Origin of the sequence: Dyadobacter frigoris (assembly GCF_005280585.1) — a bacterium.
Taxonomy (GTDB): domain Bacteria; phylum Bacteroidota; class Bacteroidia; order Cytophagales; family Spirosomataceae; genus Dyadobacter; species Dyadobacter frigoris.
The window spans coordinates 1-1,189 of sequence record NZ_SZVO01000057.1; the positions used below are offsets into that span (position 1 = coordinate 1).

1 protein-coding gene is annotated in these 1,189 nt (G+C 47.4%); it reads left to right on the forward strand.

The genetic code is table 11. The features are described from left to right. On the forward strand, positions 1–1,189 hold a 1,189-nt coding region (locus FDK13_RS35715), incomplete at both ends, for an Ig-like domain-containing protein (protein WP_445438719.1).

The following is a 1,189-nucleotide window of genomic DNA, read 5'->3' on the forward strand; positions in this document are numbered from 1 at the left end:
TAATTATAATGTTGGTGCTACTGCATCAGCATTGCCAGCGGTTGCGAATGGCCTTTGGTATGACGCTGCCGCAGGAGGAACTGGCTTGGCAGCTGCTCCAATACCTTCAACTGTAACAGCAGGAACAAAATCTTATTTTGTCAGCCAGACATTAAATGGCTGTGAAGGACCCCGTGCCGAAATAAAAGTAATTGTAACTTGTGCGACACCAGCACCAACGGTTGTGAGTCCAGTTAATTATAATGTTGGAGCTACTGCAACGGCATTACCGGCGGTACTGAATGGTCTTTGGTATGATGCTGCCACTGGCGGTACCGGTTTAGCTACTGCGCCAACACCATCAACCGTAACTGTTGGAACAAAATCTTATTTTGTAAGTCAGACATTGAACGGATGTGAGGGTCCTCGCGCGGAAATAAAAGTGATTGTAGGAGCTTGTACAACACCTGCTCCTACCGTAGTGAGTCCAGTTAATTATAATGTTGGAGCCACTGCAACGGTCTTGCCAGCGGTAGCCAATGGCCTTTGGTACGACGTTGCCACTGGCGGTACTGGCTTAGCAGCTGCGCCAACACCATCAACTGTAACGGCCGGAACGAAATCCTACTTTGTCAGCCAAACGTTGAACGGTTGTGAAGGACCCCGTGCTGAAATAAAAGTGATTGTAACGTGTGCGACACCTGCACCAACGGTTATTAGTCCAGTTAATTATAATGTTGGAGCCACTGCAACGGCGTTGCCAACGGTAGCGAGTGGTCTTTGGTATGACGCTGCTACGGGTGGAATCGGTTTAGCTACTGCGCCAACACCATCAACCGTAACTGTTGGAACAAAATCTTATTTTGTAAGTCAGACATTGAACGGTTGTGAAGGACCCCGTGCTGAAATAAAAGTGATTGTAGGAGCTTGTACAACACCTGCTCCAACCGTAGTGAGTCCAGTTAATTATAATGTTGGTGCTACTGCATCAGCATTGCCAGCGGTTGCGAATGGCCTTTGGTATGACGCTGCCGCAGGAGGAACTGGCTTGGCAGCTGCTCCAATACCTTCAACTGTAACAGCAGGAACAAAATCTTATTTTGTCAGCCAGACATTAAATGGCTGTGAAGGACCCCGTGCCGAAATAAAAGTAATTGTAACTTGTGCGACACCAGCACCAACGGTTGTGAGTCCAGTTAATTATAATGTT